Genomic DNA, 14,064 nt, shown 5'->3' on the forward strand with positions numbered 1-14,064 from the left:
TGAATATCGCAATAGTTCTATCTTTTGTAGTACCGACCTCACGAAGCGCTTGGAGCAAGAATATCTCCAATAATTATTAGCCGCAAATAAGGAGGAAGTAACATGAAACGTATCCTTTCAGGAATAAAACCAAGTGGGGAGCTTAATATAGGCGGTTATGGAGGTGCCTTGCATCAATTTGTGAAAATGCAGCATGACTTTGAGTGCTTTTTCTTTGTGCCGGATCTTCATGCGATTACTGTTCCTCAGGACCCGAAAGAATTGTTTCAGCGTTCTAAGGACATTGCTGCATTTTATATTGCTGCTGGAATTGATCCTAAAAAGGCGACGATTTTTATACAATCGCATGTGCCTGCTCATGTCGAGCTGGGATGGATAATGGAGACTCAGGTTCACTTTGGAGAGCTGAGCAGAATGACGCAGTTCAAAGAGAAATCAGATGGGAAAGATTCTGTCAGCTCTGCTTTGTTTACGTACCCTGCCTTGATGGCAGCGGACATTCTCCTTTATCAAGCGACCCATGTACCTGTCGGGGAGGATCAGAAGCAGCATTTAGAGATGACTAGAGATTTAGCTGCGCGATTTAATAGTCGTTTTGAAAAAACATTTGTAATTCCTGAACCGATCATCCCCACTATTGGCTCCCGTATTATGGGGCTTGATGATCCAACTAAAAAAATGAGCAAGAGCAACCCCAATAAAAATAGCTACGTGCTGCTACTTGACTCGCCAGCTGATATTCGTAAAAAGCTCGCAAGAGCTGTTACCGATTCAGAAATGTCTGTGCGATATGATTGGGACAATAAACCTGCGGTCAGCAATTTGATCGAGATCTATGCGGTGTTCTCAGGAGAGTCCACCGAGACGATTGAAAGGCGTTACGAGGGCCAAGGATATGGCGGGTTTAAGAAGGATTTAGCCGAGGTTGTCGTCGAGAAGCTAGTACCTATACAAGAGAGATATAGAGATATTATCGATTCAGATGTGCTGATCCGTATCCTTAAAGAAGGAGCGATGAGAGCCTCGGAAACGGCTCAAATAACGCTTGTTCAAGCGAAACGCGCCATGGGATTCGTAACCTTTTAACCGAGCAGATTTTGATTGCGGGTAGAGATCAAAATCAACAGGAAAATCTCCAGCTAATTTTGCGATTATGCCCGTATATTCTGAATTAGAAGGAATTTGTACCGTTAAATCAATGGAAATGGGCTGTTTCCTAAAATACTGCCTAGATTAGCGGGAAGATTTCCCGTTAAATTGGTTTTTATCAGAAAAGAGCGAATGATAGCGGGAGAAATTCCTGTTAGCTTGCTTCTCTAGAAGCCAATAAGGCAGGATACCGTCAAGAATGAGTGGATTGGGATGAGTGAGCCATCAATACAGTAATGAAAAACGGTCAATCCCGCCTCTGCAGTGGGATTGACCGTTTTTTCATTTGTATCTGAGCGGCTTACACTTCTTTGCGAGTGAAATAAAGTAGGCCAATTGCAAAAAACAAAACAAAGCTGCTCGTTATCGTAATGAGCAAGTTTTCTAAAGGGAGCGCAAAAGCGCCGAAATTGTCGCCTTCGAAGCTTAGCATCGCGAGCATTGGTTGTGCCCATGGGTAGAAGGGAGCGAAACGTTCAGAATTAACGATAAGCATATTAGGCAGCGTAAGCATCACATTAATGACGAGTGGAGCGGCAAAGCTGCTCCAGCTTACAGATACGAGCAGCTGCAGCGCGGCAAGCGGGAGACAGGCAAGCCAGCCGCTGCCAACTCCTTTCAGAAGCATTGCCCATGGAAGCGGGCCGTCGATGCCTTGATAGGTCGCTGCAATAATAACTGCTCCTAGAAACAAAAGCTGCGTTATGGCAAGGAGAACAGCAACTACACTGAATTTGGCGAAGTAGAGTCCGATTCTAGACACAGGCAGCGTAAGCAGCTGCTTCCAGCCTCCTCCTACATGCTCGTATCTGCATACGAAAGCGGACAGAATGCCCGTTAATATTGGTAAGAACAGCATGGCGTGGAACGAAGCCATTGAAGCAATGAGCAGGGCATATTGAGCGGACGCATCCGGCGAATCAAACGATATTAACATGCCGAGAGCAAGTGACAGCAGCGAGCTGAGCGGGATGAGTATCCAAATAAACGTTTTGAATAACTTAATCCGTTCCGCAGCGACTAAACGTAGGAAACCCATCATTTCAATTCACATCCTTTTTGATGAAATGAAAGGCGCCAACAAGTAGAAGGATGCACCCGAGCAGAAAGCCTCCACCAACGAATAGCTCTCGCTGCGGATCCATATAACCTAGCATCGGCCAGTTTAACGGCAGCAGCTTTGACCAATCCTTTGAAATCAGGCCAGTGAATATGGAGCTGATCGCGATCAACACGCCAAACGTAATAGGAATGGCTTGATTTTTCATGGTCATGCAAAGCCATACAAACAGCGCAAGCGCCGGGAGCGATGCGATAAACGGCAGGAAGCAAAGCCGCAAAATATCGATTACTGGCATCTCTTTAAGCCCGAATCGCAACGATAAACCAAGCGCAGCGGTTCCTATCGCCAGCAAAACACATGATGAGAGCAGCAACAGGAAGCTTAATGCAAATTTGGAGCGGAACACGGCACCCTTGGAAATAGGAAGGGCGAGCAGCTGCTTCCACGCATTTGTGTTATGTTCGATATTTGCTAGCAGGGAAGAGACAAGTGTCACTCCAAGGAATAGCGAGATTGGAACAAACATTTGGATGTCCTGAAGCAAGACCTCCCAGAGTCTCCCTGCATATCTGTTCGTTAAATAATCATAACGAAGTCCGTAATTAAGAGCTTGCATAGCGATCAATCCGATAGGGCCAATAAAGATAAGAAACCATAGCCCCTTGCCGCGTATTTTCAAAAAATCAGCTGAAAGTGCTTTGAGCATCATAGCTTACCCTCCCCGACAATTTGCAGGAAGAGATCCTCCAGTGATTTGCGTTTCTCCTCGACACGGTAGATAGAGTGGTCTCGCTCTACGAGATTTTTGACAATGCGTGCAAGCGCAGGGTTATCGGTATGCTCCAGCATAATGGCGGAACCATTTTGTACAGCGCCCACACCTTGCCGCTGCAAGGTAGCAAGTGCTAGCTCTGGCTCAGACACAACCAGCGATATTGTGCCTTGTGCCTGTGCATGCAAATGGCTGATCGTATCTTGGAAGACGAGCTCCCCCTGACGAATAATACCGACGGTTCCTGCTGTAAGCTCGACCTCGCTTAACAAATGACTGGATATAAGGACGGTAATGCCGTGCTGCTTAGGCATTTCTTTAATTAATTCACGAATTTCCAATATGCCGGATGGATCTAGTCCATTTGTCGGCTCGTCGAGCAGCAGCAGCTCTGGGCTGCCAAGCAATGCGCTTGCGATACCTAGTCGCTGCTTCATTCCAAGCGAGAAGCCTTTCACTGGACGCCGCGCTTCCTTGGCCAGTCCAACGATGTCGAGCACTTCAGCAATTTTGGATACAGGAGCACCGAGTATGCGGCGAATAGCTTCTAGGTTGTCGACGGCGCTTAAATGGCCATAGTACGAAGGATATTCGACGAGCGAGCCGACCCGGCGCAATATGGATAACCTTTCCTTGTTCAAAGATTTCCCGAAAATATGAACCGATCCGCTCGAGGGCTGGATTAATCCGAGCAGCATGCGGATTGTCGTCGTTTTACCAGCGCCGTTTGGTCCAAGGAAGCCATAAATATCCCCTTTTGCAATTTTTAAATTCAGATTGGACACCGCATAACGCCCTTTATAACGTTTGCTTAGTCCTTTCGTTTCGATTACCCATTCATTCACGTTAATCACCTCATTACTTACATTAACGGGTGAAGGTTAAACGAAGAGCTCCCCAAGTTTAAATTTTGTTTAAAAAATTAAAATCAATTTGAATAAATGTATATGGTCGTTCCGTCAGCTTGGGTATCGCTATGCCATTCGAGCTTCATTTCTTTCAGAAGATAATCGACAATGGCTAGCCCAATGCCTGCACCTTTGCCCGTCGGAGCAGCCTCTAGCCCGTTGCCATGATCGCGAATAACGAGCGCAGATTGGCCTTGGTAATACTCAACGGTAATGCCGATGTATTTGCCGCCGCTCGCATGCCTCGCCACATTTTGAAATAAATTATCAAGCACACGGCGGAAACCTGCCTTATCGACAATACGGAGCATAGCACCATCAGGCAGCTCCACATCAGCGACAATACCTTCCTGTTCCCAAAGGGGATACCAAGACGCGGCGCTTTCACGAACTAATCGCAGCAGATCCAGTGGCTCCAGCTTAAGCGGATAGCGGCCGCTTGTCATGAGCGTGTAGGAAAGCAAATTTTCAATGAGGCTGTCTAGGCTGGTTATTTTTTGCTCCATTTGCTTCACAGCTGCTTGCGCATTCAAGCTTAACGGTTCCTTATGCAACGAATACAGATGGCTGTTCATGACGGTTAATGGTGTCCTCAGATCATGCGACAAGCTGGCGATGAGCTGCTTGCGAAGCTCCTCCTCTGCACGCTCGCGCTCCTTGCTCTCCTTAAGCTGTTCAACCATCTGATTAAAAGATGTCTCCAGCTGCCCGATTTCATCATTTTTCTTAATAAGGATTGGCATCGGAAGCCCGTTGTCGCCATGCAGCGTCATCGCTGATTGCAGACTGAGCAGACGTTTGCGAATATGCCGGAAGAAGAGCAGAGATATTAAGAAGAAAAAGGCGAACATAATAAACAGAAACGCCAAATAAAAGGGTGTGCCTGAACCGATCGGCTTATTAATCTGAATGATGGAGCGCTGCAGCTGCATCACCATGAACCCAGGTTCCTTATGGTCTGCGCCAAGGAAGGATACGACCGTAAAGGGATCGCTGTCGATGCTTGCTTTCATAAATTGAATGGAGCTGGCAGGTGTCCACTTGCTTGGAAGCTGCTCTTGTACAGGAAGCTGCAGCCTTGTTGATCCTGCAGAGTCAACCCAGAAGAGGGAAGCCTCGGGGTAAGTTTGTTTTAGATCATGCAATCTTTTGTCGATTTGAGCGGGATCCTTCTCTGTTAACTCAGCAGCCTGATTATGCCATATTGTAGTTAATTCTTTCCCGCTGCCATACTTTAAATAGTCCATATTAGCGGTTTGCGTATTTTCTTGAATAAGCATATAAAGAATAGAAGCTACCGGAAATATGATCGGAATAAACAGAAAAGCAAACAAAATGATAAGCAGGTAGCGAGATAACAAGGTTTGGCGAAACTTCATGCCTCGCGCGTGTGATTTGGACTTCTTCATGCGCGCACCCGATAGCCGATGCCGCGTACCGTCTCAATAATTTCAGGAGCAGCGGGGTTTCGTTCGATTTTTTCCCTCAAATAACGGATATGAACCATCAACGTTTTATCTCCATCAATAAAGGATTCTCCCCATACGGCCTCATAGATTTGTTCTTTCGTAAGCAGTTGTCCCAAATGGCGCAGCAGATAGCTGAAAATGTGAAACTGCTTGCCTGTCAGCATAATTTCTTCCCCGGTCTCGCGGTTCTCCACCCGGTTTTGCTGCTCATAGACAAGCAGATGCTTAATAGCCAAAGGTTCAGCAAGGCGTGCGCCTGATCTGCGAAGGAGCACTTCGATGCGTGCGGTCAGCTCGTCGGGATGGAAAGGCTTGGTGAGGTAGTCGTCAGCGAACTGCAGCCCTTGCAGCTTATCATCGATAGAGGTGCGCGCTGAAAGCATGAGAATCGGGACATCCGGCGCTGCTTTTTTCAGCCGTTGTCCAATAGTAAAACCATCGAGACCCGGCAGCATAACGTCTAGGATGACGAGTCTGCAGCCTGCAGCGGCCTCGAGCGCATGCTCGCCATTTTTTAACCATTCAACTTTATAGCCTTGCTCTTGCAAATGCTGAGAGACAAAGCTTCCGATTTCGATATCATCTTCAATATATAGCAGTGATGCCGTCATTTTTATAAATTTCCTTTCGTTCATTCATTTTGATTCCTTATTTTAACTGGTCTGCTTCGATTATACGGCAGAGCTTGGCGGAATGCATACCATTAAGCAACGTTTGATGTGAATCAGCAATAGGAATTTATTTGAAAATAAAGAAAGGGACCTAGCCGACAACGGCTAGATCCCTTTCTATTCATTGCTTGGTCAGCCCTTGCTTCCAGGCTCCCGTGCTTTCTTTCCTTTTTCCCACCTAAATACTTTGTTTAACACTTTGAATACCCACTTTGACTCCTTAGTCAGAAGTGGTCCCAATATCGCCAGAATGAGTACATACAAGGCAGCGAATGGCTGCAGGAGCTCAAGCAAGCCGCCTGCTTTGCCGAGGTTCGCCATAATGATGGAGAACTCGCCGCGAGATACGATGGTCAAACCTATATTAGCCGATGCCTTCGGCGTTAAGCCAGCACTTTTACCGGCTAACATGCCTGCCAAGAAGTTGCCGAATAATGTAACGGCAACTGCACCAAGTGACAGCCATACGGCTCCGCCAAGTGCGAATGGGTCGATGGTCAGTCCGAAGCTGAAGAAAAATAAAGCGCCGAAGAAGTCACGGAAAGGCAAAATCATATGCTCAATTCGCTTCATGTGAACAGTCTCAGCTAGTACTAAGCCTACAAGCAAAGCGCCGATCGCCTCAGCGACGTGAATCGTTTCAGAGAAGCCTGCTACGAGGAACAAGAAGCCGAATACGAGCAGCAGAAAAAGCTCGTTCGAGCGAATATTGAGAATTTTGTTCAGAAGCGGTGCAGCCTTCCTGCCGATAATCAAGAAGAGCAGCATGAATCCTAATGCATAGGAAGCAGACAGGAGTACTCCGCCTAAAGATGACGAATCACTGAGCACGAGTCCGGAGAGCACGGAAATATATACAGCAAGGAAGATATCCTCGAACATAATGATGCCGAGAATCATTTCTGTCTCCGGGTTGGCAGTCCTCTTTAAATCGACGAGCACCTTCGCGACGATAGCGCTCGATGAGATCGTTGTAATGCCGGCGATGACCATGGTTTCCGCTACAGGGAAGTCGTTGATCCAGCCAAATAATAAGCCAAGTGAAAAGTTGATCAGAATATAGATCGTTCCGCCTACCGCTATTGAGCGACCCGATTTCATTAATCGACCCACAGAAAATTCCAGACCTAAATAGAACAGGAGGAACAGCACACCTAGCCGCCCCATGAATTCAATTAGTTCTGCACTATGAATAAACCTAAAGTCCAGTATGCCTACGTGCGGAGCATGTGGACCTACGGCCATGCCGATTAAAATATAAAACGGGATGACGGAAAATCGAATTTTTGCAGCTAACAGCCCGACTAAGGCGATGAGTATAACAGCAAGACCGATCTCCAGCACCATGTGATCCATAATTAACGGCTCCCATTTTGCAGCATCAGCTTAAGTAGCTTCAGATGCTGGCGTTCACCTGCAACGATGAGGGTAGTATCTGCTTTGAATATATAGTCGGGGCCGGGATTAATATGTTTTGCTTCCTTCTCAACCGCAGCGATAATGGTCGCTCCAGTCGTTTGGCGAATATCGGCCTGGCCGATTGTTCTGCCAATGCATGCGGCGTTTGGTTCAATCTTGTACCACTCAATCGTTAAATCATCGAGTGCGACTTCAATCGTTTCAAGCGCTTTCGGCTTGTAAGTCATACCGCCAATGATGGCAGCGACTTGTCTTGCTTCCTCATCCTCTAGGGTAACCATGGAAATGCTATCATCTGGATCCTCATAGTCAAAGTGATACATCTCACGGCGTCCGTCATCATGAATAATAATGACAAACTTATCGCCGCTCCTCGTCATAACTTGGTACTTTCGACCAATGCCGGGCAGATCGGATTCTCTAATATTCATTGTGTATGCCTCCTCATTTGTTGTTAGTATACGAACAAAATGAGAGGATTAACCAACGAAATGGGAAGTGAATTTAATCGGAGTCATGAGCAGATCGCGCAATCTCTGTCGATAAGTAGTGACGAGTGCGGATAGGGTTGTGGAACGCCAATAAATAAGCATGAGAGCATGCATATAGGCGGCAACGAGTGCGTTTTCAGGTAAAAATGTTGTGGCAGTGGTGCTCTGTTTGCGTACGGTTGACGTCGCATATTTGGCTGCCGCAGTAATGCGGCTTGCACCAGCTGTTAACTCAAACATATTGCCTGCTTGGTAGGCGAACAGCGCTGCGAGCAGCAGCGGAACAATAAGGAACAAGTTCATTAAATGCTTGCGGCTAATAGGTCGGAAATCATGTATGCCATTGTTCATCTGTCCACCTCCAAAAGATTTCGTTAATATAAGTATAACTTATAAATTGAAAATTAAAAAGGCGATGTTACATATTAACAAAGAAAAATTGAATATTGCCCTCTATTCCCAGCTGTTTAATGAATTGACGATAAACCGTAAGCGTTATAAAATAAGTAAACGATTTTTTTAAGGCGAATAGAACGAAAAAGAGAGAAAGAAGGTTGTAATGGATGGGAGCAGAAGTGAAACAATTGTCACCGCTCGTACAAACGCTTGGTTTGAAGGAGCATATCGAGGGTGGCTGGTACAAGGAAATTTGGAAGGCTGGTTTCACAATACCGCAGGAGGTGCTTGGAGCTCCTTATTCAGGACCACGCTTCGCAGCATCATCAATTTATTTTATGCTTCATCCAGGTGAGTTTTCAGATTGGCATAAGGTTTATTCAGACGAGCTGTGGATGTGGCATTCGGGCAGTCCATTAATGCTTACGCTTGGCGGTACCGAAGATGCGCCGGAAACTAGAAAAGAAATTATTGTTGGGCCTGATGTGCTGGCAGGTCATCAGCCGCAAGCATTAGTTCCGGCTAACGAATGGCAAATGTCCCACCTGCTAGGGGACGAGCCTGTACTCGTTTCATGCGTTGTAGCTCCAGGTTTTCATTATGATGATTTCCAGCTCATTAAGCGATAATTACGATCATTAAATAAATGTTGAAGAGCCATCCGAGGAGTGAAGTTTCTTTCCCGGATGGCTCTTATTTTGCAATTAAGAAGATTCGTACGTGGCCTGTTATGACCAAAAGAACGAGGCTGGCTAAAAGATTCGGTGGCTCCAGCCGTTAAGTTTGGCGAATGCCTCTACGAAGTAGTAGTCTCCGTAAATAAGTGATACGTTGATGTTGGCGTTTTCAGGCTTATGTCCGGTGCCTTGGAGAAGAATTGCTTCATGGTCCGGATTGTCCCAGGTCGCATAATTCACGCTTAGTGAATACAGGATTCTCTCGGCAGCCGCGTTATAGATCCGGCGTTCCGCAGATGGAACCAGCTCGGTAAGTTCGAGCAGGCCGGATGCTGCGATGGCGGCAGCGGAAGTATCGCGCGGCTCATTTTCTATGTTTGCTACGCGAAAATCCCAATACGGCACATCGTCTTCCGGCAGGGCGGCGACAAAGTAATGCGCTACCCGCTTCGCCGCGTGCAAATAACGCTCAAGCCCGGTGCATCGGTAAGCAATCGCTAGGCCATAAAGTGCCCAGGCATTGCCTCGGCTCCACGCCGAAGAGCTGGAAAAGCCTTGACCGCCCAGCGGTTCTATAAACGCGCCTGTCTCCGGATCAAAAGATAAAATATGACATACCGAGCCGTCCTCGCGAATGGCGTAACGGAGGAAGGTATCCGCGTGACGTATCGCGATATGCTTGTAACGCGGGTCGCCTGTCGTGCGGCTTGCCCAGAACAATAGGGGGATATTCATCATGCAATCAACAATGGCCCAGCCGTAAGCCTCTTGCCCGTTCCACGCACGAATAAACTCGCCATTCACGTTGAAGCGGCCCGCTAGGAAGTTTGCCGCCTCCAAACCGATTCGCAGACCTTCCTGATCGCCCGTTAATTCGTATTTGATGACAGCAGTCGGCAGAAACTGAAAGCCCACATCGTGATGCAATTGTACCGGATACTCGCAGAAGCAGCGCTCCAGCTTGGCGTCCCATTCCCAAGCAGCTGCCTTGAATGACTCTTTCCCTGTTGCATCATGCATAACCCAGAGCATGCCGGGCCAGAAGCCGGACGTCCACCAGTTATCGTCTGTGTTGTCATAGATGCCGTTGGCTTTTGCCACATGGGGCGTTTTATCTCCAATTTGGTTTATCATGCGCTCTACCTTTTCGGTTAATTGCACCAATATTTTTTCTTTGTATGCCTGATTCATTTTATAGTAAGCCTCCTCGTTGACTATGATTGTGGTTAAGTTGCTTGCTATCATTATAGTCTCTGACAAATGGACAAAGTTACGCTACAATGGTTAAAAATGTTGTTCTGTTGACTTGTTGAAATGAAGGAGTGCAGTCAGTGAAGGGGACGCTGTTTCAGGAAATGGACTACGGGGTATTGTCTTTTCTTTGGTCATACCGCAACTGGTCGCAGCAAGATTTCGAGGGGTATTACCACTTTCATAGAGGTTTCGAGGTGCTGGCTGTGCATCAGGGACACGGCATGGTTACCGTTAATCAGAAGACGTACGAGCTTAAGCCAGGCATGCTGTTTTATTTCGAGCCCTATCAGCTGCATAATGTTTATGTGGAAGTGGATGAAAGCCGGCCATATGAACGCAGCGTCTTTCATTTCGACCCTGTATTTATGAAGGGCTACTTAAGAACGTTTCCGGCTCTTTATGACGTCTATAAACGAATGCTTCAAGGGCTTATCGTTTTGCAGGGCATAGATATGATCGATTGCAATGAAGAGTTGAATGCCGCTTGCTCCGCATTCCAGAATGGCCTACTCGCTTCCTCCGCCAGCAGCAACGAAGAGCAGAGCGCGCTTTATTTGTTAAAGGTATTGTCGTTAATTAAACGAAAGGTTATTCCGGGGCCCGAGCAGGAGGAGCATATGAAGCCTATTCGCCAATCGGAACGTGTTATGGCATGGATTGAAGATCATTACGGGGAGCCCTTCCAGCTGGAGCTGCTTGCGGACGAGCTCCATATGTCAAAATCTTATTTGTCCCGGCTGTTTCGGCAAGAGACGGGTAGCAGCATTACCGGTTATTTGACAGCCCGCAGAATGCAGCAGGCTTGCAGTCTGCTTCAAACGACGAACAAATCCATAGAAGTGATCGGTGAGCAGGTAGGGTTTACGAGCACCTCTTATTTTATTAGCCTGTTCAAACGGATTATGGGCGTATCTCCGCATCAATACCGTCTAAGGCTGTAGCGGGGAGCAGCGGCAATAGAATAGATGCTTCGTTCCAATTAAGGATTCTCTGCCTTGCGAAGCTGGTTCCGAACGCGGTATTTGCTGGGACTGGTGTGAAAATGATTCCGGAAGGCGCGGCTAAAATAAGGATAGCTGTGAAACCCGGAGGCTTCGGCGATATCTTCCAGTTTCATGTCGCTATATTGAATTCTCTCCGAGGCAATAGACAGCCTGATCTCAATGACATAACGCATTGGAGATTGCCCGAACGCTTGCTTGAACAAGTGGGAGGCTGTCGATACGCTGATGCCATAACGTTCGGCGATATGGGTCAGCGTCAGCGGATCGGTAGCATGTTTCTCCAAATACTGCTTCATTTTGTAAGGAATGTTAAGCTCCGGCCTGGAGGCCGCCGCCATCTTTACATACCTCTCGATAGTTAGACATAAAACTTTGATCAAAGCGTCCATCATTTCCGCATTATCCCCATGAATATTCCGCTTCTCATAAATTAGTTTTCTCCACAATGCCAAGAAGTCTTCCGCCGTATCCAGATGAACCTTGCTTGGAAAATCATTCCTGATGCACCACTGCTGAGCCCATACTCCGCTGCAGGATAAGTAGTAATCGGCACTCTCAATTAGCTGAGAATCTTCAGTGTCTTTATCGGCCTCAACCACAAATCGGTAGTATTCCCCTGGCTTGCGGATGATCAGATCACCGGGCTGTACAACATATGTCTCATCATTAATCTCGACACGGCATGTCCCTTTTACCTGGAAGCGCAGGAGCAAGCGATTGTCGTTTGTGCCTTTTTGCAAGGAGCCGGTGAATGGAGAAGTATGATGAGAATAACCGATCAACAGGCAATCGATCCACGATGCGTCCATCATTTAATGCCACCTCCAAGTGAGTAAACTATTTCTACTATCATAAATGTTGCAAAATAAGTCAACAAGCAGAGAATCGGATATTCACTTCTAAATCAGTTGTCACTATACTGGGGATTAATGAAGTGAAGGGAGATGGTAGTTTGTTGAAGGATAAGATTGCGGTTCAATTGTATACGCTTCGCGAGGAATGCCTTGCAGATTTCCCGGGAGTTCTTCGTAAAATAAGTCAAATTGGCTATGGCGGCGTACAGTTTGCGGGCTTTCAAGGCTATGACCCACAGGAACTCAAAGCGGTTTTGGACGAAGTTGGATTGAAGACCGCAGGCATGCATGTTGGTTACCATGACATTGTTGCGAACACAAGCAAAGTGGTCTCGGACGCCAGGCTGTTTGGCACAAGGGATATTATTTGCCCGAGTATTCCCGCTGAGCTGCAAAATGAAGGCGGATACAAACAACTGAAGAAAGATTTAAATGGTATTGCGAAGCAGCTGAAGGGTGAAGGCTTCCGAATCAGCTATCACAATCATACTTTTGAATTTGAAACGGTGATAGAGGGGCAGGATGCGCTTTCGTACTTGCTTGAGGCTGGTGCAGACAATGAAATCCTTGCAGAGCTGGATGTATATTGGCTTCAGAAAGGCGGTTTTGAGCCTGCATCATTCTTCAAGCCCTATGCGGACAGGATGCCGATTATCCATATGAAGGATATGACCGCAGACGGTGAGCAGGCATTCGCGGAAATCGGTACAGGATCGATTGAATTCGAACCGATTATTCGCTGGGGAGAGGAGAATGGAGTCGAGTGGTACGTAGTAGAACAGGATGTTTGCAGAACAGCACCGATGGGCTGCGTGCAAACTAGCTTTACCAATCTATATCATCTAATGTCAAATCTGCAACCCAATGCTCGTCCGAACATCAAACGATAACGGCGCTTCTCAGCTGAAGCGCCGGATGGTTTGCCCGTTATGGAAAGGGCCGGCAATACGGATATGCTCGCAAGGCTCGCCATTGTTGGCGAGGCGCCACAGCATTTTGTCAGCCGCTTTATATCCGGTCTCCTTGATCAGAAGCTGGGGGCGGCTTAAATGCGGTAGCGCCGCCACCGGTCCGTTGGCCAAGCCGACTAGGGAGATGTCCTCCGGGATGCGATAGCCGAGGGAGGTAAGGCTGTTGTACAGCCTTACGATATCTTCATCGATGCCGGCAATGATTGCTGTTGGTTGGCTGCTGCGCAGCTTGTTAATTAGCATGCACTCGTCCCAAACGTCCGTAATATGCAGATCTGCTTCATGATCCAACTGAAGCTCACCCATCATTTCCTCAAACGCCTGCCACCTTCTTGTATACCCCCGCTGGCTGTGAATATCTCCTATGTACATAATACGGGTATGGCCAAGCTGCGCGAGTCGGTCTACGGCCATGCAGACGGCTTCGAACACATCCCAGATTACGCTGTCGATTCGGGAAAGCGGTCTCGGATAATTGATCAGCACCTTGGGTAAAGGCAGCTCGAACAGCTTGCGCTCCGTGGAGTCCGAGAGCAGCCGGGGCGCGATGAACAGACCGTCGGCCGTCGGCAAATTGCGCTGCTCCATCCAGTCCGAGAATGCGTGATCCGGCACATCCTCATCCAGCACATAACTATCCAGTCGATGCTCCAATTGATCGAGCCTTTCTCTTATCCCCTCTGTCAACAATACGTTGTAATTCATAGATTGCCGGGATTGTATCAATACAAATCGAAACTGGAAGGTAGGATAGGGCGTGATGCCGCGGCTGACCATCTCACGTGCCTGAGATACAGTCAAATAGCCGCGTACGAAGGCTGTTCGAATAATGCGGCTCCGCGTTTCCTCGGACATGCCGGCTCGTCCGCTCAGCGCCTTGGATATGGTCTGAATCGAAAGACCAAGTTCTTTGGAAAGATCGTGCAGAGTAATCGATTTACGAGTTCCCAATTTCAAAACCGCCTT

General features: G+C 47.4%; 15 protein-coding genes. 4 read left to right on the plus strand and 11 right to left on the minus strand.

Annotated elements, in window-relative coordinates; all coding sequences use genetic code 11:
* The first annotated feature begins 102 nt into the window (after positions 1 to 102).
* Entirely contained in the window at positions 103 to 1,086 is a 984-nt protein-coding gene (trpS, locus tag AB4Z50_RS08130; protein WP_441877811.1) for a tryptophan--tRNA ligase, read from the plus strand.
* Positions 1,087 to 1,450: 364 nt separating this feature from the next.
* Here trpS and AB4Z50_RS08135 read toward each other — a convergent pair whose 3' ends face one another.
* The 8 genes from AB4Z50_RS08135 to AB4Z50_RS08170 all read right to left on the minus strand — a co-directional run bounded on the left by AB4Z50_RS08135 (position 1,451) and on the right by AB4Z50_RS08170 (position 8,293).
* Complete coding sequence (locus tag AB4Z50_RS08135) at positions 1,451 to 2,191, minus strand: ABC transporter permease (protein ID WP_076268437.1); 741 nt, start codon at positions 2,189 to 2,191, stop codon at positions 1,451 to 1,453.
* Position 2,192: 1 nt separating this feature from the next.
* Positions 2,193 to 2,921 (minus strand): ABC transporter permease, encoded by a 729-nt coding sequence (locus AB4Z50_RS08140; protein WP_441877813.1) that lies wholly within the window; start codon positions 2,919 to 2,921, stop codon positions 2,193 to 2,195.
* Entirely contained in the window at positions 2,918 to 3,829 is a 912-nt protein-coding gene (locus AB4Z50_RS08145; protein ID WP_441877815.1) for an ATP-binding cassette domain-containing protein, read from the minus strand. The genes AB4Z50_RS08140 and AB4Z50_RS08145 overlap by 4 nt, the downstream gene beginning before the upstream one ends.
* Before the next feature lie 83 nt (positions 3,830 to 3,912).
* Positions 3,913 to 5,271: a HAMP domain-containing sensor histidine kinase gene (locus tag AB4Z50_RS08150; protein WP_441877817.1), complete on the minus strand. Its 1,359-nt coding sequence runs from the start codon at positions 5,269 to 5,271 to the stop codon at positions 3,913 to 3,915.
* A gap of 26 nt (positions 5,272 to 5,297) precedes the next feature.
* Positions 5,298 to 5,972, minus strand: coding sequence for a response regulator transcription factor (locus AB4Z50_RS08155; protein WP_076268628.1), 675 nt, complete (start codon positions 5,970 to 5,972; stop codon positions 5,298 to 5,300).
* A gap of 192 nt (positions 5,973 to 6,164) precedes the next feature.
* Entirely contained in the window at positions 6,165 to 7,388 is a 1,224-nt protein-coding gene (locus tag AB4Z50_RS08160; RefSeq protein WP_076268433.1) for a cation:proton antiporter, read from the minus strand.
* A 2-nt stretch (positions 7,389 to 7,390) separates the two neighbouring features.
* Complete coding sequence (locus AB4Z50_RS08165; RefSeq protein WP_339206454.1) at positions 7,391 to 7,882, minus strand: cation:proton antiporter regulatory subunit; 492 nt, start codon at positions 7,880 to 7,882, stop codon at positions 7,391 to 7,393.
* A 48-nt stretch (positions 7,883 to 7,930) separates the two neighbouring features.
* Positions 7,931 to 8,293, minus strand: a complete 363-nt coding sequence (locus AB4Z50_RS08170) for a hypothetical protein (protein WP_441877819.1) — start codon at positions 8,291 to 8,293, stop codon at positions 7,931 to 7,933.
* A 212-nt stretch (positions 8,294 to 8,505) separates the two neighbouring features.
* On the opposite strand from AB4Z50_RS08170, the gene AB4Z50_RS08175 reads away from it, so the two are divergent.
* Complete coding sequence (locus AB4Z50_RS08175) at positions 8,506 to 8,967, plus strand: cupin domain-containing protein (protein ID WP_076268430.1); 462 nt, start codon at positions 8,506 to 8,508, stop codon at positions 8,965 to 8,967.
* Between the two features lie 123 nt (positions 8,968 to 9,090).
* On the opposite strand, the gene AB4Z50_RS08180 is transcribed toward AB4Z50_RS08175, so the two are convergent.
* Entirely contained in the window at positions 9,091 to 10,206 is a 1,116-nt protein-coding gene (locus AB4Z50_RS08180) for a glycoside hydrolase family 88 protein (RefSeq protein WP_441877822.1), read from the minus strand.
* Positions 10,207 to 10,346: 140 nt separating this feature from the next.
* Here AB4Z50_RS08180 and AB4Z50_RS08185 point away from each other — a divergent pair, with 140 nt between their 5' ends.
* Positions 10,347 to 11,210 (plus strand): helix-turn-helix domain-containing protein, encoded by an 864-nt coding sequence (locus AB4Z50_RS08185; protein WP_441877824.1) that lies wholly within the window; start codon positions 10,347 to 10,349, stop codon positions 11,208 to 11,210.
* A 38-nt stretch (positions 11,211 to 11,248) separates the two neighbouring features.
* Here AB4Z50_RS08185 and AB4Z50_RS08190 read toward each other — a convergent pair whose 3' ends face one another.
* Positions 11,249 to 12,085 carry a helix-turn-helix domain-containing protein gene (locus AB4Z50_RS08190; RefSeq protein ID WP_441877826.1) on the minus strand — a complete coding sequence of 279 codons (837 nt, stop codon included), beginning with the start codon at positions 12,083 to 12,085 and terminating at the stop codon, positions 11,249 to 11,251.
* Between the two features lie 140 nt (positions 12,086 to 12,225).
* Between AB4Z50_RS08190 and AB4Z50_RS08195 the strand changes: the two genes are divergently transcribed.
* Complete coding sequence (locus AB4Z50_RS08195; RefSeq protein WP_441877828.1) at positions 12,226 to 13,017, plus strand: sugar phosphate isomerase/epimerase family protein; 792 nt, start codon at positions 12,226 to 12,228, stop codon at positions 13,015 to 13,017.
* A gap of 9 nt (positions 13,018 to 13,026) precedes the next feature.
* Here AB4Z50_RS08195 and AB4Z50_RS08200 read toward each other — a convergent pair whose 3' ends face one another.
* A complete protein-coding gene (locus AB4Z50_RS08200) occupies positions 13,027 to 14,049 on the minus strand; it encodes a LacI family DNA-binding transcriptional regulator (protein ID WP_441877830.1) in 1,023 nt (340 codons plus the stop codon).
* Positions 14,050 to 14,064 lie beyond the last annotated feature (15 nt).

It is taken from the genome of Paenibacillus sp. 2TAB26, from assembly GCF_052115145.1.
GTDB lineage: Bacteria > Bacillota > Bacilli > Paenibacillales > Paenibacillaceae > Pristimantibacillus.